The 19,177-nt window shown below is 65.9% G+C and carries 19 protein-coding genes and 1 tRNA gene; 13 read left to right on the top strand and 7 right to left on the bottom strand.

Going from position 1 to position 19,177, the window contains the following annotated elements:
- Positions 1 to 312 precede the first annotated feature (312 nt).
- The gene (locus SM753_RS11250) at positions 313 to 561 is read left to right on the top strand and encodes a hypothetical protein (RefSeq protein WP_135533765.1); all 249 of its coding nucleotides are present in this window, start codon (positions 313 to 315) and stop codon (positions 559 to 561) included.
- A 139-nt stretch (positions 562 to 700) separates the two neighbouring features.
- Here SM753_RS11250 and SM753_RS11245 read toward each other — a convergent pair whose 3' ends face one another.
- Entirely contained in the window at positions 701 to 2,491 is a 1,791-nt protein-coding gene (locus SM753_RS11245; protein WP_323191668.1) for a DNA mismatch repair protein, read from the bottom strand.
- A 139-nt stretch (positions 2,492 to 2,630) separates the two neighbouring features.
- Here SM753_RS11245 and SM753_RS11240 point away from each other — a divergent pair, with 139 nt between their 5' ends.
- Positions 2,631 to 3,692 (top strand): zinc-dependent alcohol dehydrogenase family protein, encoded by a 1,062-nt coding sequence (locus SM753_RS11240; protein WP_323191667.1) that lies wholly within the window; start codon positions 2,631 to 2,633, stop codon positions 3,690 to 3,692.
- 171 nt (positions 3,693 to 3,863) lie between these two features.
- Here the strand turns inward: SM753_RS11240 and SM753_RS11235 are convergent, their stop codons facing one another.
- Positions 3,864 to 4,106 carry a glutathione S-transferase N-terminal domain-containing protein gene (locus SM753_RS11235; protein WP_323191666.1) on the bottom strand — a complete coding sequence of 81 codons (243 nt, stop codon included), beginning with the start codon at positions 4,104 to 4,106 and terminating at the stop codon, positions 3,864 to 3,866.
- A 111-nt stretch (positions 4,107 to 4,217) separates the two neighbouring features.
- Between SM753_RS11235 and SM753_RS11230 the strand changes: the two genes are divergently transcribed.
- Positions 4,218 to 4,772, top strand: coding sequence for a metal-dependent hydrolase (locus tag SM753_RS11230; protein ID WP_323191665.1), 555 nt, complete (start codon positions 4,218 to 4,220; stop codon positions 4,770 to 4,772).
- A 52-nt stretch (positions 4,773 to 4,824) separates the two neighbouring features.
- The gene (locus SM753_RS11225) at positions 4,825 to 5,268 is read left to right on the top strand and encodes a TIGR03668 family PPOX class F420-dependent oxidoreductase (RefSeq protein ID WP_323191664.1); all 444 of its coding nucleotides are present in this window, start codon (positions 4,825 to 4,827) and stop codon (positions 5,266 to 5,268) included.
- Here the strand turns inward: SM753_RS11225 and SM753_RS11220 are convergent.
- Positions 5,260 to 6,933 (bottom strand): hypothetical protein, encoded by a 1,674-nt coding sequence (locus tag SM753_RS11220; protein WP_323191663.1) that lies wholly within the window; start codon positions 6,931 to 6,933, stop codon positions 5,260 to 5,262. The two genes, SM753_RS11225 and SM753_RS11220, sit on opposite strands and share 9 nt — an antisense overlap.
- A gap of 244 nt (positions 6,934 to 7,177) precedes the next feature.
- On the opposite strand from SM753_RS11220, the gene SM753_RS11215 reads away from it, so the two are divergent.
- From SM753_RS11215 to SM753_RS11190, 6 genes are all read left to right on the top strand, one after another.
- Complete coding sequence (locus tag SM753_RS11215) at positions 7,178 to 7,636, top strand: CopD family protein (protein ID WP_323191662.1); 459 nt, start codon at positions 7,178 to 7,180, stop codon at positions 7,634 to 7,636.
- Positions 7,637 to 7,804: 168 nt separating this feature from the next.
- Positions 7,805 to 8,233, top strand: coding sequence for a hypothetical protein (locus tag SM753_RS11210; protein WP_323191661.1), 429 nt, complete (start codon positions 7,805 to 7,807; stop codon positions 8,231 to 8,233).
- A gap of 102 nt (positions 8,234 to 8,335) precedes the next feature.
- Positions 8,336 to 9,229, top strand: coding sequence for a phosphogluconate dehydrogenase (NAD(+)-dependent, decarboxylating) (gene gnd, locus SM753_RS11205; protein ID WP_323191660.1), 894 nt, complete (start codon positions 8,336 to 8,338; stop codon positions 9,227 to 9,229).
- Between the two features lie 211 nt (positions 9,230 to 9,440).
- Complete coding sequence (locus SM753_RS11200; protein ID WP_135533775.1) at positions 9,441 to 10,025, top strand: 2Fe-2S iron-sulfur cluster-binding protein; 585 nt, start codon at positions 9,441 to 9,443, stop codon at positions 10,023 to 10,025.
- 173 nt (positions 10,026 to 10,198) lie between these two features.
- A complete protein-coding gene (locus SM753_RS11195) occupies positions 10,199 to 11,545 on the top strand; it encodes a metallophosphoesterase (RefSeq protein WP_323191659.1) in 1,347 nt (448 codons plus the stop codon).
- Between the two features lie 191 nt (positions 11,546 to 11,736).
- Positions 11,737 to 13,167 carry an MATE family efflux transporter gene (locus SM753_RS11190; protein WP_323191658.1) on the top strand — a complete coding sequence of 477 codons (1,431 nt, stop codon included), beginning with the start codon at positions 11,737 to 11,739 and terminating at the stop codon, positions 13,165 to 13,167.
- A 178-nt stretch (positions 13,168 to 13,345) separates the two neighbouring features.
- Here SM753_RS11190 and SM753_RS11185 read toward each other — a convergent pair.
- A tRNA-Arg gene (locus SM753_RS11185) sits at positions 13,346 to 13,420 on the bottom strand.
- A gap of 172 nt (positions 13,421 to 13,592) precedes the next feature.
- On the opposite strand from SM753_RS11185, the gene SM753_RS11180 reads away from it, so the two are divergent.
- Positions 13,593 to 14,123 (top strand): GNAT family protein, encoded by a 531-nt coding sequence (locus tag SM753_RS11180; protein WP_323191657.1) that lies wholly within the window; start codon positions 13,593 to 13,595, stop codon positions 14,121 to 14,123.
- A 189-nt stretch (positions 14,124 to 14,312) separates the two neighbouring features.
- On the opposite strand, the gene SM753_RS11175 is transcribed toward SM753_RS11180, so the two are convergent.
- Positions 14,313 to 15,527 (bottom strand): MFS transporter, encoded by a 1,215-nt coding sequence (locus SM753_RS11175; RefSeq protein WP_323191656.1) that lies wholly within the window; start codon positions 15,525 to 15,527, stop codon positions 14,313 to 14,315.
- A 285-nt stretch (positions 15,528 to 15,812) separates the two neighbouring features.
- On the bottom strand, positions 15,813 to 16,904 hold the full coding sequence (locus SM753_RS11170) for a molybdopterin-dependent oxidoreductase (protein WP_369335358.1): 1,092 nt from the start codon (positions 16,902 to 16,904) through the stop codon (positions 15,813 to 15,815).
- 483 nt (positions 16,905 to 17,387) lie between these two features.
- Here SM753_RS11170 and SM753_RS11165 point away from each other — a divergent pair, with 483 nt between their 5' ends.
- Both SM753_RS11165 and SM753_RS11160 read left to right on the top strand, forming a co-directional pair.
- The gene (locus SM753_RS11165) at positions 17,388 to 17,636 is read left to right on the top strand and encodes a DUF6684 family protein (RefSeq protein ID WP_318282343.1); all 249 of its coding nucleotides are present in this window, start codon (positions 17,388 to 17,390) and stop codon (positions 17,634 to 17,636) included.
- A gap of 1 nt (position 17,637) precedes the next feature.
- Entirely contained in the window at positions 17,638 to 18,642 is a 1,005-nt protein-coding gene (locus SM753_RS11160) for a Gfo/Idh/MocA family oxidoreductase (RefSeq protein WP_323191654.1), read from the top strand.
- 15 nt (positions 18,643 to 18,657) lie between these two features.
- Here SM753_RS11160 and SM753_RS11155 read toward each other — a convergent pair whose 3' ends face one another.
- The gene (locus SM753_RS11155; protein ID WP_135533781.1) at positions 18,658 to 19,146 is read right to left on the bottom strand and encodes a hypothetical protein; all 489 of its coding nucleotides are present in this window, start codon (positions 19,144 to 19,146) and stop codon (positions 18,658 to 18,660) included.
- Positions 19,147 to 19,177: the final 31 nt, after the last annotated feature.

Raw genomic sequence — 19,177 nt, 5'->3', positions numbered from 1 at the left:
AACCCAACAGGGTTTGAGTAGGAGTCCTATTCAGGTTGTACGTCATCGACGTGTCGGAGAAGCGGCCGTCAGTTACAGTAGACGCGGCGCGGAGCCGATGCGCTATGACCAAGGCATGGCGCTGTCCGTCTTCGTTCGGACGGCGACCGCGAGCTGACTGTACGATTTCATATTCGATCCGACTTATTTAGAATTTCCAATCTTTCTTTTTGCATTACAATTTGGCATACATTTACGTAGTAATAGGTACGTAGCGGGTAATGCGATCCATGTGACGGTCCGGGGTGGCCGTCGCAGGGGGGTTGTGTAACTATGGGAAAACGCATCAACGTCGCTGTCAGCATCGCAGGATTACTAATAACGCTTATGGCCGCGTGGTTCATCATGCGGGGGCCGCTCCTCGGAGCAGCGTTGCCGCCGAAAACGCATTTGATCGGCGCGACGGCCTGGTTCGTCATCGGCCTCATACTGCTCACCTGGGGGTACAAGAAGCTCACCAGCGTGACCGGTACCGAACGGCCGAACGCCGACCGCGCTCAACTGCGAACGTACAAGCGGTAACACGTTCGCCGTGACCACGCCCGTTTTCGCGCACTCGCCGACCAGTCGTATCGCCGTCCTCAGAGGGGATTGGAAGTCAGTTCGGTAGTTCGGCGATCCGAGGCCGGCGAGCACCGGTACACAGTTACAACGGTCGCTATCAGCGACCGTCGGCGGGCCGTTCCTCCCACGCTTCCGCCAGCGTTCGCTGGACCGTCTCGTGACCGACCGCCTCCGCAAGGGTTTCAAAGCCCGCCCGCTCGGTGCGGTCGCTCGCGTCAGCCACTAGTCTGGAAACGATGAACTCCGGCGTCGAACGCCCAACCGTGCCGAAGCGGGGCTGGTAGTCGACTTCGAGTTCCAGGTCGGGCGTCAACCCCTCCGCGAAGATGCCGTCGGTCCGCGCCGCGTCGGGAAGCGGTTCGAGGTCGTCCGCGAGGTGGGTGACGAACGTCCCCAGAGCGCCCTCGTCGACGGCGAGGCGGACCAGTCCGTGCAGGAGGTCCGCGGCGCTACCGGGTTCAGTGATGGCCTCGAACTCGTCGACCAGCATCAGCGTCCGGTCCGACGCCGACAGCGGCGGGACGATAGAGCGAAGGGTCGACTCCAGTACGCCCGCGTTGAAACTCGCGTGCCGCCGGTGGAAGACAACGGTGTCGAAATCCGCGACCGCCGCTCGCTCCGCCGGGACGGGCAGACCCATCGCCGACAGCAAGACCACCTGACAGAGCGTCTCCAGTAGCGTCGTCTTCCCGCCGCTATTGGCCCCGGTCAGGACGGACACCCGCTCCTCGCCGGGGACGCCGACCGCCGCGTCCGCCGTATCGCGGGTCGACGGAACCTCGTCCACGTCGTGCTCGCCGAGGGCGTAGGTGACCGGCTGTACCGCCTCGTCGCTCGCCGCGAGCGAGAGGTTACGGGCACCGACGACGGCGACCCCGTCGTCGACGAACTCCGGCCGAGTCAGGTCGTGCGCCTCGGCGAACCGCGCGAGCGAGAGGTGAAAGGCGATGTCACCGACCGCCTCCACCGCGACGTCGACGTCCGCACGGGCCGCCTCGATCTCCTCCCGGAGGTCCGCGGCGACCGCCGCCTCGCGGTCCTCGACCGCGCCTCGGAGGTCGTCGACGAGCGCCCGGAGCGTCCGCGCGACGAAATCCGTCGCGTCCGCCGCCTCGTCCGGCATGGCCTCCCGGACGTGGCCCGCGGTGACGCCGGGTTTGCCCGCGAGGTGGTCGACGAACGAGTCCCGGAACGCGTCGGTGCGGCGAACGTCGCCGTCGCGGACCGCGTCGACGACTTCGACGGGACTCGACGATGCCGATTCGACAGCCGTCAGCGCGTCGCGGAGGCGGTCCAGGTCGTCGTCGACGCCATCGCGGACGCGACCGTCGTCCAGCGCGGCGAGGGCGTCGGCGGCCTCGGCCAGCGCGTCTGGATCGACCGCGGCGATGGCGTCGAACGCGCCCTCCGTCACGTCCGCCTCGCGCAGCGCCAGCGCCGCTTCGACTGCGGGTCGCTCGCCGCCGCCCGTCTCGTCGTACTCCGCGAACGCGTCGAGTACGGTTTCGCGGGTCGCCTCGTCGAGATCGGTCCACGTGTCGCGCGCCGAGAGCACGGCGTGGAGCCGCTTCACTCGCGTCTCGTGGGAAGGCGTCGGCGTCAACACCTGAATTCTGTCCGCGGCGTCTTGCGTGACGGCGTACTGCCGCGCCAGTTCGAGCAGTTCCTTGTACACCGACCGCCCGTCGCTCGTCGCCAGGACGTCCATGCCGGCCTCGCCGTTCGCGCGCCGCAGGATGCGCGTGGCGCGGCCGCGACTCAACCCGGCTTCCGTCAGGGTCCGAACGTCGGCCGATTCGATAGCGGTCACGGCGTCCTCGACGCCGAGTTCCGTCTCCAGCAGTTCGCGGGTCTTCGGCCCGACGCCCCAGTACTCCTCCAGTCGCATGGGTACGTCTGGCGAGCGGGCGGTCTTAACCGGTGCGGTCCCGGCGGCGCGCGAAGGCCGCGGCGGAGCGGCGCGAACAGCGGCGTCAGAGAGTTCGCGCAACGCCGGATTTTTCGTGGTGCGCGGTGTCACGGACCGTATGCGAGCCGCCGTCCTCCGAGAGCACGGAGAACCGCTCGTCATCGAAGAGGTCGAGCGACCCGAACCCGACCCCGAACAGGTCGTCGTGGAGACAGAGGCCTGCGGCGTCTGCCGGAGCGACTGGCACGCCTGGCAGGGCGACTGGGAGTGGGTCGGTGCGCAGGCCCAACCCGGCCAGGTCCTCGGACACGAACCCGCGGGAGTCGTCGCCGAAGTCGGCGAGGACGTGGAGACGCTCCGGGAGGGCGACCGCGTCGCCGTGCCGTTCGCGCTCTCCGACGGCACCTGCCACCACTGTCGGAACGGTCGCGCGAACGTCTGCGAGACGGTCCTCCCGCTCGGGTTCGCATCGATAGCGCCGGGGGCGTTCGCCGAGGCGTTTCCGGTCCGCGCCGCGGACTACAACGCGGTGAAACTCCCGGAGGGCGTCGACTCCGTCGACATGGCCGCCCTCGGCTGCCGGTTCGCAACGGCGTTTCACGGACTCTCCCATCGCGCCGACCTGTCGGCGGGCGACTGGGTCGCCGTCCACGGCTGTGGGGGCGTTGGTCTCTCGGCCGTACACATCGCCGACGCGCTCGGCGCGAACGTCGTCGCGGTCGACATCCAGCAGTCGAAGCTCGACGCCGCCGCCGACCTCGGCGCGGACGAGACGCTCGACGCCAGCGCGGTCGACAACGTCGGGAGTCACGCGAAAGCGCTTGCCGGCGGGGGCGTCGACCTCGCCGTGGACGGCCTCGGCGTCGCCGAGACGTGTCGCAACGCGCTCGACAGCCTCGGACGGACCGGCCAGCACCTCCAGATCGGCCTGACGACCAGCGAGGAAGGCGGCGAGATACCGCTGCCGACGGACGCGATGGTGATGAAGGAGATCGACTTCCTCGGGTCCTTCGGGATGCCGCCGACCCGCTACGACGAGATATTCCGTATGGTCGAACGCGGGAAACTCGACCCCGGAGCCATCGTCTCGGAGACCATCGCACTGGCGGACGTGCCGGACCGCGTCGCCGCGATGAGCGAGTTCGACACGGTCGGGATACCCGTGGTGACGGAGTTCTGAACGACGGTTGCCGCTGGCGGCACTGCCGACGGACCATGACCGACACACGAACACGATGAACACACACGCCCGGCCCGGTTCTCGGTAACGGACACCTCCTAAAGGAGTTCTATCGCGGAGCAAACTGCGCTAGCGCGTTCGATAGGGTCTGCCGGTGAGGTGAGGATCCCCTTAGGCGTACGTCGTCTCGATGAACTCCAGGATGCGCTCGGACTCGCCCATCGTCACGCCGTACTCCTCGTCTACGAGCACGGGCACCGAGCGCTGATTGGAGACGCGGGCCACCTCGTCGCGTTCCGAGTGTAGACTCTCGACCCAGACGCTCTCGTACTCGATATCGAGGTCCTGCAGGCGCTCGTGGACGTTCTCGCAGTACGGACAGCCGTCGAGTTCGTACAGGGTGATCTGGCTCATGTGACCAGATCGTGGCGCGCACGGCAAAAAGCCGCGGGCCGCGGTGACCCGTTTGTCGACGGACGCAACCGAACGGACAGCGTTTTGCCCGTCGTGGCCCTATCGCGATCCATGATGGTGACCACCCACGCGTTCGTCGGTCTGGCGCTGGCGAGCGCGGTGGTCGCGGTCGCACCCGAGTTCGCAGTCGCCGCGGCGGTCGGCGGGGCGGCAGGCGGGATATTCCCGGACTTGGACCTACTCGCCGCCCACCGCAAGACGCTGCATTTCCCCGTCTACTACAGCGGTCTCGCGGTCCCTGTGGTCGTCGGTGCCGCGGTTGCCCCGAGTACGACGACCGTCGCCGCCGCCCTGTTTCTCGTCTCGGCGGCGGTCCACTCCGCGAGCGACGCCTTCGGCGGCGGCCTCGAACTGAAACCGTGGGAGGGGACCTCCGACCGCGCGGTGTTTCTCCATCCGACGAAGACCTGGGTTCGGCCCCGGCGGTGGGTCCGCTACGACGGGTCGCCAGAGGACTTCGTTCTGGGCGCGCTGGTTTCGGTGCCGGCGCTCGTTACGTTCGACGGCTCCATCCGGACGGCGGTCCTCGCCGCGCTTCTCACGTCGCTGGTGTACACCGTTTTCCGCAAGCGAATCGTCGAGTTCGCGCCCGAGTGGATGGAGTGAGAGTCGGCGTCGCGTGCGGAGCGTTAAGCGGGAGCGAGCGGTATCTCGGAGTATGACTCTCTCCGAATCCGAGCGCCGGTTCGTCCGACGAGCGCGGGTCGCGCGCCTGGCGACGGTGACGGGAGACGGCGCGCCACACGCCGTCCCGGTCTGTTACGCGCTCGTCGACGGAGCGGTCGTCTCGCCGCTAGACGAGAAACCGAAGGCAGTCGAGGCGACGGAACTGCGTCGCGTCCGGAACGTCCGGGCCGACCCGCGGGTGACGCTTCTCGTTGACCACTACGCGGAGAACTGGGACGAACTCGGCTGGGTACAGATCCGCGGCACGGCGGAACTGCGACAGCCGAACGACGACGGCCACGCACCGGCGGTCCGGGCGCTGCGCGAGAAGTACGACCAGTACGTGGATCAGGCTATCGAGTCGCGTCCGGTCCTCCGCGTCAGTCCCGGGACGGTAGTGTCCTGGGGCAACCTCTCCGCACGAGAGTCAGTGTAGGTGATACGATTCGAACCGGCGGACAGCGTACGCGACTGAAACGAACGGCGAGACGAGCGCCGCGGCGAGTGCGACGATACCGACGGTTTCCAGGGTCCCCGGCGAGACCGCAATCCGGGGAACGAGAACCGTCACGAGAGTTGCGACGGCCTCTCGGAGCGGAGCTTCGAACGTCAGCCCCGCCGCCAGACCGGCGGCGGCGATCGTCACGGAGTAGGTCAGAAACGCCCGCTTACTCGGCATCACCGCCTTCCGGTTCCCGACGACGTTGACTGCGCCGTACCGCGGGAACAGTGCCCCGATACCGGTCGCCAGCAGCGGCATCAGCGCCGCGAGGATACCGGCACCGACGGCCAGTTCCGCGACGCTCGCGAGCGAGAGCGGACTGGCGAGACCGCTACCGACAGCCAGGATTACGGTCAGTGGCACCATCGGCCCAGCGGCCACGACGACGTGTCCCGCGACGAACTGCCGGCCGGAAAGCGGCGTCGTCAGCGTCCCCGGCAACACCGCCCCCTGGTCGCCGAAGGGGTTCAGCGTGACGAGTACGCCCGACGCCCACGCGGCGTACAGCGCAAGGGCGTACGGGAGCGACTCCGGTACGCGGCCCTGCTCGATCGCTGACTGAGCGATTGGTATCACGCCGAACAGCGGGTAAATGACGTACGCCAGTTTGATCGGTGCGCGCACCGCTCGACGGACGACCGCGCCCGCCATGGCCCGCGTCGGGCGGGAGAACGCGGAGGACGGGAGTGCTATCGGGAGCGCCGGAAGTACGTCGGCAAACCGCCCGCCAGCGTCGTTATCGTCCTCGGATGTCGGTCCGGCGGGGTCGGAGAACCAGTGGACGGCGGCGATTCGAACCGTGACGGCGAGCGCCGGGACGACTGCGGCGAGGACGGCAGCGGGCGCGACGGCCGCGCGGGCGAGCGACCCGTCGATACCTGGGATCCCGACAAGGAGCAGGTCGCCGAGCCACCCGACCGGCGTCCGCGCGAGGGGGTCGAGCAACACGGCCGCTATCTCGTTGATACCGCCGCCGAAGACGAGGGCGAGGTAGCCGAGAAACGCGAGCACGAAGAGGACCTGCCGGTGTTTCGCCAGCACGTCGTAGCGCGTGACGGCCTGCCGGACAAGCAGGCCCACGGGGTACCCCGTCGCGACCCCTAGCGCGCCGAGTGTGGCGACCACCGGGACCATCACGATGAACGGGCCGGGCGTCCCGGCACCGTACGAAAAGCTCCCGGTCAGAAGAACGAGCGGCGGCAGCGTCCACAGCAGGACGAATATCAGTTCGGAGAGGAGTATTCCGCCGACGGCGTCCGCCGTCGGGATCGTCGTCAACAGGCCGTCGGCCTTGGGGACCGTGCCGCGCTTTGCGACGGCGCGGGCGGCGACGAGCGCCGAGATCCCAACCCAGGCGAGACCGACAACACCGCGCAGCGTAGAGGTCACGTCGAACCCGCCGAGGTCGCTACCCGAACGAAGCGCCTGACCGGCGAGATAGACGCCGTACGACCCGGCGGCCACGACGGCAAGGACGAAGACGCCCGAGAGAGCGGTCAGCGCCAGACGGGTCCGGTTCTCGACGAACGAGCGGAGCGTCCGCCTGACCTCGACGCGGGCGACGAGCGCGCTCCGTCGCGGAGTTGGCAGTCGTTTCACGGGCGCACCACACGCCGTACTGCGGCGTCACCTCCGAACGCAGTCCGACGGAAGAGGGGGGGACGTGAGCAGGGAAGCAGGGTAAATATCGCGTTCATGCGAGTAAATGTTATCGCGCTCGTCATAAACGGCCCGATACGGGCAACGAACCGGGGCGGACCCGCCGGTGACGGGGTCACCGTCTCCTGGCTGACATCTCGGCTCCTTGGAAAAACTGAAACCCTTCGGCCCGAACAGTACAGTAATGTCACTGGTCGACGCGGCGATACGGACGACGCATCTCCTGTTTGCGGCACTGTGGGTCGGTAGCGTTCTGTTCGTGACGCTCGCAGTCCTGCCGGCAGCGCGCGACGGTCACTTCAACGCGGACCCGCTCGAACGTCTCGTAGGCAGTCTGAAGACCATCTCGCGGGTCAGCGCCGTCCTCCTGTTCGTCACCGGCGGCCACATGGCCGCCCAGGGATACCCCGGAAAGAGCCTGCTCGAGACGACGAACGGGAATCTCGTCCTCGCTATGCTCGCGCTGTGGCTGGTGCTCGCCGGTCTCATCGAAGTCGGGAGTTCGAAACTGACGGCGGACCTGAAGATGAAGAAGGTCAGAGCGCCGGCCAGAGAGAACATCGGCCTGTTTCGCGCCGCTGCGGTCGTCGGCGTCCTCCTGCTCGTCGACGCCGGCCTCATCACGTCGGGCGCGCTTCTCTAATTCGCCAGTTTCGTTCGACATCTCGAAGCCCCTCGTCCCGTGGAACCGGGGAGACGCAGCTAGTATTCGTGAAACTAGTCGGCGGATACTGACCGCCGTGCGTCAGACAGTTCCCCCGGACGTTCGGCCACGCAAAAGATTAATATATGATAGTTCCAACCGTCCGGTATGAATCGGGACCTGCGTGATCTGCTCTTCTCGCTGGGAATCATCGTAACCACGGCCGCGTACGGACTCGTCCGGCGGCGTACCAGTGGCGACGCAGACGCCGTCACGAGCGTCGCAGCGCGAGTCGTCGAGGACGTGCCGGCGCGAGCGACGGTTCTTTACGACGGTGACGGGATACTCGACGGCGTACCGGGTGTCGGGGCGGCTATCCGCCGCGCGGTCGACCGCGACGTCCGCGACGAGTGGGAGGCAGTCGACCTCTCCGGCCGTGACACGCTCGAACTCGTCGACGTTCTCCAGCATGACCTGCCGTACTACGTCTCGTCGGGAGACGAGCCACACGAGAGCGGCGTCTACGTCAAGTACGGCGGCGCGACGGTCGTCGTCACTGCCGTCGGATACGAACGCGTTGACAGTCTGTCCTACTGACGGACGCGCCGCCGCGGACCGCGTAGGTGCGCCGCTGACGAACCGCACGTATCGCTCTGACGAACCGCAACCACTACCTGCGCCCGCCCGACAGCCCCCACCATGCAACTGGGCGTCATCGGACTCGGACGCATGGGACAGATCGTCGTCGAGCGGACGTTGGACGCGGGTCACGACGTTATCGCCTTCGACTTGGACGAAGAAGCCGTTGCCTCGGCGGCGGACGCGGGCGCGACGCCCGCCGACTCCGTCTCCGACCTCGCCGAGCGACTGGGCGAGGACAAGCGGATCTGGCTAATGGTGCCCGCCGGCGAGGCGGTCGACGCCGCCCTCGACGACCTCGAATCACACCTCGACGGCGATGACGTGGTCGTCGACGGCGGCAACTCCCACTTCGAGGACTCCGTCCGCCGCGCCGAGTCCACCGCGGCCGCGTATCTCGACTGCGGCACCAGCGGCGGTCCGGCGGGCGCGGAACTCGGCTTCTCGCTGATGGTCGGCGGCCCCGAGTGGGCCTACGACGAACTGACGCCCGTCTTCGACGCCGTCGCCACGGGACCCGACGGCCACGACCGAATGGGCCCGGCCGGGAGCGGCCACTACGTGAAGATGGTCCACAACGGCGTCGAGTACGCCCTGATGCAGACCTACGGCGAAGGGTTCGAACTGCTCGCGAACGGCCGCTACGACCTTGACCTCGAAAGCGTCGCGAACACGTGGAACAACGGGGCGGTCATCCGCTCGTGGCTACTGGAACTCTGCGAGGAAGCGTTCCGCGAGGAGGGCAACGACCTCGGTACCGTCGCGGACCACGTCGAGGGCGGGTCCACCGGCACGTGGACCGTACAGGAGGCGCTGGAACAGGAGGTGGCGCTGCCGCTCATCTATCAGGCGCTCTCCGAGCGGTTCGCCAGTCGAGACGAGCGGTTTTCGCGTCGATTAGCGAATCGGTTGCGGTATGGCTTCGGCCGTCACGAGGTAGTTCGCGACGAGTGAAACGGGGAAGCCATACCGCAGGGGTGGGCTTCGGCCGTCACGAGGTAGTTCGCGACGAGTGAGACGGGGAAGCTATACCGCAGGGGCAGGCTTCGGCCGTCACGAGGTTCGCGGGAACGAGACGAGTCGGAGATCACGCCCAACCGGACGACCGCTACACGGCGCAAATAATCACAACAGAGTTAAACCAGGATTTCCAACTTCGACGCATATGGTGAACGAAATTGGGCTCGGTCTCGGGTTGCTGCTGACGGTGACGGCAGTGATCTTGCACTTCTCCCGAGGAACCGAGTGGACCGCGAACGAGGACATCTCGCAGGAACTCCTGGAGCGGCGGGCCGAATCGGTGCCCGAGACTGATTTCCCGGAACCGATGAACCGCGCTATCGGCGGTGGCGGCGGTGCCGGTGCGGTCGCGGCGGGCGAGTCCGGCGGCGAACTGGCAGAGGGTGAGGAGGGCGGTGCCGAGGAAACCTCCGGTCCCGGCGACATCCCCGAAGACGAGATCGAACACTACGAGATCGAGTACGTCAAGGAGGGCGAGACTATCGAGGTCGCCAACAACGAGACGCTGCTGGAGGCCGGCGAAGACGAGGGCTGGGACCTGCCGTACGCCTGCCGCCAGGGACAGTGCGTCTCCTGCGGCGGACGCATCCCCGACGGCGACGCCACCGAGTTCGTCGAACACGACGACCAGGAGATGTTAGACGAGAACGAACTCGGCGATGGGTACACGCTGACCTGCGTCGCCTACCCCCGCGGCGAGTTCTCGCTGGAAACCAACGAAACGCCGTAGCGCGGTCAGACGCGCCGGTTCGCTTGCTCGGTGGTGTCGAAGTTCCGTTTTCGAAATCCCCAGCCGCGAAGCGGCGTCAAGCGGGCAATATATACGACTGTTACCTCATACCTACGTAAGCGAGTCCCGGCCGCCGAATCGACCGTCCACCGGCCGGGAGACGGCTACTAATAATGAGTCAAAGCTCCGAAGCGACGGCCGATGAGCCGGTTTACTACGTCATCAGCGATCTGCACATCGGCGGGGACGAGCAACTGGAAGACGCCGAGTTTCTCGACGAGTTACTCGGGTTTCTCGAACGGTTGGAAACGGCCGAGGAGAACGCGGAGTTGATCATAAACGGCGACGCGTTCGGGCTCTGGGAGTTCACCGCGATAGAGGGGCTGGCGAAGTTCGACCGTCTGGAGGAGACGTACCCGAAGCTGTTCGATCAGTTCCGAGCAACTGGCGACAGCGTGCCGATCACGCTCCTGCCGGGCAACCACGACCACGAACTGGCCGCCTACGACGAGTACGTCGAGCGGTTCGCCGAGTACAACGTCAATCTGGTTCAGGACGAGTCGATCACCCGGGAGGTCGGCGAGCAAGCGATCCACTTCGAGCACGGCCACCAGCGGGACCCCAACAACCGGATCGAGGACTGGGGGAACCCCCACGCGTCCCCGCTGGGATACTTCTACAACACGCTCGTGACTAGCCGGGCCGGCAAGCTCTCCCACCGGGGACGGTACAACTGGCTGAAGGACGTACAGGCCGTCACCCCTACCGAGCGAATGCCGGTCTGGTTGATCTCGAAGTACTTCTACCGCGAGATGAACCCTCTCCTCCGGTACGCTCTGGTGCCGTTTCTCCTCCTGTTCAACATCAGCGCGCTCCTCTCGGTGCTGGCGGGACTGGACCTGGCCGGCGTCTGGTCGATGCCGGTCGACCGAACCGTTTCGTTTCTCGGCCAGTTCGGCACTGCAGGGACGGCCGTCTGGTTCCTGCTATCGGTCAACGTGGCTATCGCCGGACTGCTCGTACTCGTCGGGATCCCGCTGTATTTCATCCGTCGAGACGTTCGCAAAACGATCCAGCGGTTCGGCGTTTTCGAGACGGCGTTGACAGTCGACGCCGAGGCGCCCTACGTCGAGGCCGCCCGCGACGTCTTCGCCGAGCGCCCGGACACTGCGATATTCTGTTACGGCCACACTCACCGCCCGACGACGCGGGAGACAGACGGCGGTCTGCTCGTCAACAGCGGGACGTGGCTCAAGCGCCTCCACCGCCGCGACGGGATTATCGGGGTCCTGCCGCCGGTTTTCTTCCCGTCCTATCAGCTGTGCGCCGTCCGCATCGCCGCCGAGTCCGAGGGCGTAGCGGTCGAGTACGAATCGATCGAGAAATCCAACCCGAGCGCGGAGGAACTCACCCTGACCGAGCGTCTTCTCACCCTGGGTCGGGAACCGAATCCCGAGTTACCGGACCGGACGGTCGTCGGGGACGAGTCGACGGTATCGACACCCGAAGCAGTTGATTGAGCGGGCGATATTCGAGTCGCAGCAACCGTCACGGACTCGCCGGAATCGGTCGGCATTCAGGTTCGGTCACGGGAGATGAACCAGTCTGTCGACTGCCGACGCCTCAAGTAGAGATACCGACCGGTCTTCTCTGATCGGTATCGTCCGCCGGATCAAAGGGTTCAACTACGGGGGTTTCGTTTCGAAATACAGTGAGCGTCGACGAACACGACGGATCGATTACCGAGGGCGGACTCGTTCGGCCGCTGTTCCGGTTGGCCTGGCCGATCGTAGTGATCCAGCTCCTGCAAGTCGCCTACAACGTCACCGACACGTTCTGGCTGGGACAGTTGTCGGCCGACGCGGTCGGAGCGATGAGCCTCGCGTTCCCGCTCATCTTTCTCCTCATCTCGGTCGCGGGCGGGTTCACGACCGCCGGCAGCATCCTCGTCGCCCAGTACACCGGTGCCGACAGCGAACGGTCCGCCGGCACCGTCGCGGGCCAGACGCTCTCGTTCGTGACGCTCCTCGCTATCGGTCTGAGCGCGCTGGGCTATCTGTCGACGCGGGACCTACTCGCACTGCTACCCAGCCAGACCGACACGACCGCCCGGATCGTCCCGCTCGCAGCCGACTACATGGAAGTGTTCTTCCTCGGTCTACCCTTCCTGTTCGTCTTTTTCGTCTTCTCGGCGCTGTTACGCGGCTACGGCGACACCAAGACGCCGATGCGCGTGATGCTCGTCTCCGTCGCAGTGAACGTCGTCATCGACCCCGTGCTCATCTTCGGTTGGGGTCCAGCGCCCCAACTCGGCATCGTCGGCGCAGCGGTCGCGACCATCTTCTCACGCGGCGTCGGGTCGGTCCTGGGACTGTACGTTCTCTTTTTCACGTCGGCCGGGCCGGACGTCGCCGTCGGGGACCTGCTCCCCGACCTCTCCATCGTCTGGGAGATCGTTCGCATCGGCACGCCGAGCGCGCTCGAACAGTCGACGAGCGCGCTCGCGATGATCACGCTGACGGCGATGGTCGTCACGTTCGAGCCGCCCGTCGTCGCCGCCTACGGCCTCGGCAACCGCCTCGTCTCGCTGGTGTTTCTCCCCGCGATGGGACTCGGCCGAGCGACGAACACGATGGTCGGCCAGAACCTCGGCGCACAGAAGGAAGACCGCGCCGAGCGGGCGGTGTGGCTGGCCGTGAAAACCGGTGCCGGCGTGCTGTTGGTCGCCGGCGTCATCGCCGCCGCCGTCCCGGAACCCATCGTCAGCGTCTTCATCGGAGCCGACACCGACAGCGCGGCGGAGACGGTCCGTCTCGGCAGCGAATACCTCCGGATCCGCAGCATCGAATTCGCCTTTATCGCCGTGACACAGGTGTTACTCGGCGCGTACCGCGGGGCTGGCAACACCAAGACCGCGCTCGCGTTCTCGATGGTCGCACTCTGGATCGGACGCGTCCCCACGGTGTACTATCTCGCGTTCGTCGCCGGATGGGGCGCGACAGGCGTCTGGGTCGGCATGGCGCTCGGCAACATCGTCGGCGCGCTCGCCGCCGGGCTGTGGTTCACGCGCGGCACGTGGAAAGAGCGCGTCGTCGACGAGGACGAGACGGTGTCGGCTCCCGCTGCGAGCGCGGAAGATTAGCGTCCGGAACCCGGCGACAGATGAACGATAGACCTCACTACGTCATCCTACGGAGACGGACTTACTGCAACAGACGGGGAGGTGACCCCGAGAGCGACAGACGTACGTCGTCGAAGAATCACGCCGGGACGGTCCGCGACGGAGCAGAACCGATCAGGTCGGTAGTACAAACAGTGAGCGGGCGGAACGGGATTCGAACCCGCGATCTTTGGCTCCGGAAGCCAATGCCTTGTCCGAGCTAGGCTATCCGCCCACGCCTCCCGCTTGTGTCGCATATACCTTAACCGAACCGATTCACGAAGCGCCGATCCGAGAAGCGGACCCGATTACTCGGCGTAGCGCCCCGCCGTGCTCCCGTATGACAGTTCGACTACGGAAATAGATTTCAGCGAACATATAATTCGGATACAGCCTAACCACAGGATATGCCAGGACCAGCGTTCGCGATGGGGGATACTGTCTCTCTCCATCCGGTCGAAGAAGAGGACTACGAGTTCATCCAGCGCGGACGGAACGAGCCGAGTACGCGCGTCCCGCTGACAGACACGACGATTCGCAGTCGCAGCGACGTCGAAGAGATGTTCGAGGACGACACGGAGTATCACTTTCTCGTCTGCGCTGACGGGGACAAGGAGGAACCCGAACCCGTCGGCGTCGTCGCGTTCCCGTGGGTGAGTGACGGGGATTCGGGGAGCCTGATGTACTGGATAGCCTCCGAACACCGCCGCGAGGGGTACGTCTCCGAGGCCGTCGAACTGGTCCTCGACTACGTGTTTCGCGAGTGTGGCTTCCACAAGGTGACGGCCCGAGTACTCGTCACGAACGACGCCTCGATCCAGACGCTCGAATCGATCGGGTTCGAACGCGAAGGCCACTTCCGTGAAGACAATTTCTACGACGGGGAGTGGGTCGACGCCTATCAGTACGGCCTGCTCTCGCACGAGTGGTTGGACTGATATCCGGAGTCCAACTGAACTACCGTCATACTGACGGACGCGAGTGCGAACGGTCTCACGCGTTCTAATACTTTCTGCTGTACCTTCGGAACGATACTCAGGCCCCCGAGAGTCCGATACTCTGCAAGGAATTACAGCTGACAGTACCGCCGAACGGTACGCGACCGCAGTCGGTAGCGGCCGAAGATCTCAGTCGGAGTCCGCGGGGGCGGTGGCCGTCGCACCCGCCTTGGTCCCGCCGTCCCGAACCGGTGAGGTCGCCAACCAGAGCAGGCCGGCGAGACTCGCGACGGTCAGGCCGGCCCAGGGGAGGACGCCGACCGCACCGACCGACCCGGCAACTGCTCCCCCGAGAAGCTTCGCAACTCCGCTGGCTAGCGACAGCGCCATCGACACGCCAGAAAGCACCGTCGCCCGACCGAGGTCGCCCAGGCGGTCGTTGAGGTACTGATTCTGTAGCGGACGGAGAACGGTCTGGGTTGCGCGGTACAGCACCAGCGTCGGAACCAGCATGAGCGGCGTGAGAGCGACACTGGCGTAGGTAACGGCGAACGCTGGAACGAGCAGCGCGAACGTCGAGCGGATCCCGAGGGTATCGTCCAGCCATCCGGTCGCGGAGGCCGCAACCGCCGAGACGGCCTTGAACCCGGCGTACAGGAGTCCGATACCGACCACGGGGACGCCGGCGGCGTCGAGCGCCGGTTGCTCGAACGTGCGGGTCACGCCGAAGAGGCCGGCGAACAGCGCGGCGTAGGCAACGAACCACCGGACCTCGGAGCGGCCGACTTGGACGCGGAGCATCTGCGTCGCCTCGCGGACGGTGAACACGTCGTCGGCGTCGTTCTCGCACTCGACGCAGGGGAACGTGGCCAGGACGACGATGCCGGCGGTCGCCAGCCCCGCGTTCACGAGAAACGGGAGGCCGGTTCCGACGGTGTAGAGCAGTCCACCGACGACGGCACCGACGCCGGAGGTGGTCAGGAGGACAGTGCTACCGCGGCCGTCGATTCGGGCGTACTCGGACTCGTCGAAGCGCGAGGAGAGCATTTCGTAGAGCCACGCGCTCTGAGTGCCCGAACGGAACGCCCATCCCATCGCCCAGACCGCTTTCACGACGAGAATGCCGAGCGCCGACCCCGCGAAGACGTACGCGACCATCGCGGTCGCCCGGAGGGCGTTCCCGAGCGCGAGGCTCCCCCGCCGACCGATACGGTCGCCGAGGTAGCCCGAGGGGATCTCCGCAGCCAGAAGCGCGAACGAAAACACCGCCTGCGCGAGACCGATGAACGCCAGGCTGTACCCCTGGTCCTTCAGGTAGAGGATGCTAACGGGGAGGTAGAATCCGGCGGCGCTGCTGGCGCGATAGGCGTAGTACTTCCAGATGAGCCGCCGTGACTCTGCCATCGACTGAACGTTGTACGGTCAGTGTAATGGTGTTTTCCGGAAATTCGGTTTTGTACTATTTTTTATATTATCGGGGGCGGGTCCCGGACCGGGTTGATCGGGGTCTCGAACGGCCCGAACACGCCGATCTTAAACGGTCCACGAACACGTCGAACTTAAACGGTCCGCGAACGCGCTGAGCTTGAGCAGCCCGCGGACGTGCCGGACCAAGTAACGGGACCCGGCCGGTCACTGGCTGCAGCGTAGGCCAGAGAGCGCCGTCCCCGAGATACTCAGTCTGTGAGTTCAGTCGAGCCCGCTGATCAGCGTCACGATCCATTGCGCCGGGTCGCCCGACTGGCGGACCTCGACCCGCTCGACCCACTTCACCCACTGGAACCCCCGGTGACCTGGCGCGACGAGACGCAGTGGCCCGCCGTGGCCGTGGCTCAGACGCTCACCGCCGACGTGTGTCGCCAGCAGAGCATCCCGCGCCTCCGCGAGCGGGAGACTCCACCGATACCCCGTCACCGAGACGAAGCGGACGTATTCGGCGTCGTCAGTCGGACCGGCGTCGCCCAGCAGATCGCCGACTCGGATCCCCCGCCAGTCCTGCACGGTGTACCACCCGCTTGTGCAGTCCAGCAGCGCCTCGCGCTCGGCGTCGGGCGTGAGGTCGGCGTACGACAGATCGGCCGCTTCCTCGACTTCGCCGCGGACCGACAGCGACCAGGCGTTCCTGTCGACCGGGGCGGGGTCGTCGGCGACCCACGAGGTGACGGGGAACCCCTCGTTCCCGTCGCCGTCGCGGGGTTGGGACCCCGTGAACCGGCGGTCCGAACCCGGCGTCTTCAGCGCGCGGTTGATCGCTTGCTGGCCGCGGTAGACGACCGCACCGCCGACGAGCATCGCCGAGTACTGGAGCGCGGTGCGTCGGCCCTCGAAGTCGGCCCGGCGTGGCGGTCGAAACCGCGTCCGGACGTGCAGGAGAACGAGCGGTACGAGCGCCAGTCCGAACCCGACGTGGACGGACAGCAGCGTCCAGTACGAGAGGCGCACGTCGAGGCCGAACACCCAGACGACGCCGGTCGTTATCGCGCCCAGCGCCGCGGCGGCGGTCAACAGCGATAGCGCCGTCGATGGACGCCACTCGTCGCTGTCGGTCAGTCGGTACGCGACTCGGGAGAACTTGAATGCCAGGAGAACGATCAGCGATAGCCCGACGACCCGGTGGAGCCAGAACAGCGGCCACCAGTTAGTACTGGCGACGGTAAACGAGACCAGTCCAGTGACTACTTCGACCGCGACCACGAGGAAAAGCGACCAGTCGACCGTTCGCGGACGGGGCCGTAACCGACGGAACGCGGCCGCCGCTGATCCTCGGCTATCGCCGTCCATACGTACGTCTGCGATACGAAGCGTCAAGAACCGCACGGCGAGTATCGGCGCGTCCGGTAGCGTGCGGAGAACGGCGATTGCTTCCCACCGAGCAGTTTTCGCGAAACCGAGCAGTCGCGGATACTCCATTTGTATCACTCCAGCGCTATGTCTGCTGGACGGCTGAGACCGAGACAAACCGACAAAAACCGCCCATTTCTTCGGACTGGACCGCGTTACTCGTTCGCAAACCATTGGCCAAATAACATATATACCACCCACCCAATAGATCGGGTAGAGGGTACATTCCAGACCCTCGTTCCCCACCCCCCCCCCCACCCCTCACACATTTTGCTCTCGTACGACGTACGAGAGTGGCTACACCGGGACGGTAACCACGCAGTCGTCCGACAGAGAGTGACCGCTCATATCAGGCAGAATACGCAAGTATCCGGCAGTGAATTGTGAACTAAGCCTTTTTTCGCTCTCGTAGATTAGAGGAGTGTGACGGAGCGCTACATCGACCGCGAAACGATGCTGGACCTGACGGTGAACTTCATTCCACTGGGGATACTGGCGTTTTTCTTCGTCCTCTTTATCGCGTTCGACCCGTGGGGGTGGGAGCCGCTGTTCACCACGCTCGCACTGGCGCTGATCGCGTGGCACTTCCTTCTGCTGGCACTCCTCACCTGGATCGCGGGGCGGACGATCGCAAAGGAAGAAAAGACCGGCGAACCCCAGCACACCGAGTGAGATGGACGAACGGACGCTTCGGGTCGGCATTGTCGGGCTCGGATACATCGGACGGACAGTCGGTGGACAGTTCCACCGCCACGACGGAGCGACTGTCGCGGCGGTCGCTGATATCGCCGAGGAGACGCTGTCGGAGATCGGCGACGAGTTCGACGTACCGACAGACGCGCGCTACGCCGAATACGAGCGGATGCTAGAGAACGAGGCGTTAGACGCCGTCCTCGTCGGAACGCCACACACCCTGCACTACGAGCAGGTCGTCCGTGCGCTAGAGCGAAACCTTCACGTCTACTGCGATAAGCCGCTGACCACGTCGCTGTCAGACGCCCGGGAACTGGCCGACCGCATGGACGGGTCGGACCGGACGCTGATGGTCGGCTACCAGCGCCACCTCAACACTGCGTTCCGGACCGCTCGACGGCGCTGGGCCGGCGAACTGGAACCACGATGGATGACCGCCGAGATCACGCAGGACTGGGCCGAACGGTTCGATGACACGTGGCGGATGAACCCCGACCTCTCCGGCGGCGGCTACCTCTACGACACGGGGAGCCATCTGCTAGATGGGTTACTGTGGATTACCGACCTGACCCCGTCGAGGGTTCGAGCGGACATGACGTTCGCTGACGACGACCGGCGGGTCGACACTCGCGCGACGCTGGAGATAGCGTTCGAGGAGGGTGCGACCGCGACAGTGTCGGTCAACGGCGACGCCCCCTGCACACGCGAACACGTTCACGTCTGGGACGACGAGGGCGCAGTGTACTTGGACGGTCGGCAGTGGGAGACGCGCCAGTTGCGTACTGTCGACGCCGAGAACACGGAACACAAACCGTACATCGACCGCGAGAGCCTGACGACTCGCGCCGCGGCGTTCGTCGAGGCCGTACGGACCGGCGACGACCCACCGGCGACCGCCCGCGACGCCCTGCGCGTGACGGCCGTGACGGAGGCGGCCTACGAGTCCGCTCGTGAGGGTGGATGGGTAGACGTGAACGCGGAGTGAGACGCTCCGTGACCGTCAGTCCCGAACGGTCGCCGAACCCCCCTCGACGACCACGTCCAGCGTGCCGGTTCGGGGGCGCTGGGACTGACAGGCAGTCGTGTAGGAGAGACGGTACCGGCCGTCGTCCGGAAGCGTCGCGCTCCCCTCGTACAGTTTGAATCCTGTGTCCCGGTACACGATATCGTCGAGGAACGCCTTCCACTCGCCGTCCCGGGCGGTCGTCTCGTCGTCGCAGGTCGTCGTCGAGAGCCCGTCGACCGGCGCCGCGTCGAGCACCCAGTCGCCGGCAGTGACGGAGACGTACCCGTCCTCCGCGAAATCGCGGCCGACGTTGGCGACGTACAGTTCCAGGTCGAGAGCGACGCCGTCGGTGGTTCGAACCGCACCGGTCACCTCGGCGTCGACGATCAGCGACGGCCGCTGTATCCAGAACTTGTACACCGTGATAGACGTCGCGACGATGGCGGCGAGGGGGACCACCCACTGTGCCAGTATCGCACTCATTAGTCGGCGAACTGGTAGTACGACTTGTAGG

This window comes from Halostella sp. PRR32 (assembly GCF_034808085.1).
Taxonomy (GTDB): domain Archaea; phylum Halobacteriota; class Halobacteria; order Halobacteriales; family Natronoarchaeaceae; genus Halostella; species Halostella pelagica.
This window is presented reverse-complemented; position numbering and strand designations above follow the sequence as displayed.

Coding starts and splice junctions, on each gene's coding strand:
- SM753_RS11230 (WP_323191665.1), top strand. CDS start 4,218: ATGATGGTGACCACCCACGCGTTCGTCGGTCTGGCGCTGGCGAGCGCG.
- SM753_RS11175 (WP_323191656.1), bottom strand. CDS start 15,527: ATGGCAGAGTCACGGCGGCTCATCTGGAAGTACTACGCCTATCGCGCC.
- SM753_RS11215 (WP_323191662.1), top strand. CDS start 7,178: ATGTCACTGGTCGACGCGGCGATACGGACGACGCATCTCCTGTTTGCG.
- SM753_RS11250 (WP_135533765.1), top strand. CDS start 313: ATGGGAAAACGCATCAACGTCGCTGTCAGCATCGCAGGATTACTAATA.
- SM753_RS11155 (WP_135533781.1), bottom strand. CDS start 19,146: ATGAGTGCGATACTGGCACAGTGGGTGGTCCCCCTCGCCGCCATCGTC.
- gnd (WP_323191660.1), top strand. CDS start 8,336: ATGCAACTGGGCGTCATCGGACTCGGACGCATGGGACAGATCGTCGTC.
- SM753_RS11170 (WP_369335358.1), bottom strand. CDS start 16,904: ATGGACGGCGATAGCCGAGGATCAGCGGCGGCCGCGTTCCGTCGGTTA.
- SM753_RS11240 (WP_323191667.1), top strand. CDS start 2,631: ATGCGAGCCGCCGTCCTCCGAGAGCACGGAGAACCGCTCGTCATCGAA.
- SM753_RS11210 (WP_323191661.1), top strand. CDS start 7,805: ATGAATCGGGACCTGCGTGATCTGCTCTTCTCGCTGGGAATCATCGTA.
- SM753_RS11160 (WP_323191654.1), top strand. CDS start 17,638: ATGGACGAACGGACGCTTCGGGTCGGCATTGTCGGGCTCGGATACATC.
- SM753_RS11245 (WP_323191668.1), bottom strand. CDS start 2,491: ATGCGACTGGAGGAGTACTGGGGCGTCGGGCCGAAGACCCGCGAACTG.
- SM753_RS11195 (WP_323191659.1), top strand. CDS start 10,199: ATGAGTCAAAGCTCCGAAGCGACGGCCGATGAGCCGGTTTACTACGTC.
- SM753_RS11225 (WP_323191664.1), top strand. CDS start 4,825: ATGACTCTCTCCGAATCCGAGCGCCGGTTCGTCCGACGAGCGCGGGTC.
- SM753_RS11200 (WP_135533775.1), top strand. CDS start 9,441: ATGGTGAACGAAATTGGGCTCGGTCTCGGGTTGCTGCTGACGGTGACG.
- SM753_RS11180 (WP_323191657.1), top strand. CDS start 13,593: ATGCCAGGACCAGCGTTCGCGATGGGGGATACTGTCTCTCTCCATCCG.
- SM753_RS11235 (WP_323191666.1), bottom strand. CDS start 4,106: ATGAGCCAGATCACCCTGTACGAACTCGACGGCTGTCCGTACTGCGAG.